Consider the following 743-nt stretch of genomic DNA (forward strand, 5'->3'; position numbering starts at 1 on the left):
TGTCCATCTGGTTTCTTCCCACGAGCAGCGGCTCTGTTTCCCGTTGGATTCTATCCGCCGCCCAGATGGTAAATATCCAGCTAATAGTGTGGAGGTTGTTTATCCAGGGATGCACTCGGATTTAGGCGGAGGTTATCCGCCAGGGGATCAAGGTAAGGCAAACGAGAGTGAAAATAGGAGTATTTTACTTCTGTCTCAAATTGCTTTGCATGATATGTATGCATCTGCATTTTCGTCAGGAGCGCCTCTGAAAGTACCTAAAACTGCACTCCCTCAAGATATATCTTTAGATACTTGGCGGACTATGCCTTTCGATTTGGGTGATGAATTTGATATCGACACTCCGTTAATCAATCGTTTCAACGCCTGGCGCAAGTTAACCCTCGGTCTGAGCTCGTCCTCAGACCATATTCCCCCCGAACAAGCCGCAAAATACGATCCGCCGCGCGCGCCGGTCAGCCTGGAGAAAGCCCTTGAGGATCAGATGGGCTGGATCACCGCGTGGCGTATCAATCGCTATGCCGGGGGAACCTACAAGACCCAGCGCTTCTATGTCGATTCGGCGGCGAACGGACTGGATAAAGACAGCGATCCGCTGGTCAGAAAGCAGTCTGAGAAAGACTGGAAAGAAGCACAGAAAAAAGTTGACGATGCCCGCCAGGACATGAAAGCCAAACATAATCCGGAAGATGGTTTCCTGATGCTCCCGCCTGGGCCGAAGGATTTCGACGCCGCGCTGGGGC

Annotated in this window: 1 protein-coding gene; it reads left to right on the top strand. The window is 51.5% G+C overall.

The features are described 5' to 3' along the window. Positions 1–743, top strand: a 743-nt coding sequence (locus AAH446_RS19660; protein WP_463322841.1) for a T6SS phospholipase effector Tle1-like catalytic domain-containing protein, incomplete at both ends; no start/stop codon positions are given.

Origin of the sequence: Erwinia psychrophila (genome assembly GCF_039023475.1) — a bacterium.
Classification (GTDB): Bacteria; Pseudomonadota; Gammaproteobacteria; order Enterobacterales; family Enterobacteriaceae; genus Erwinia.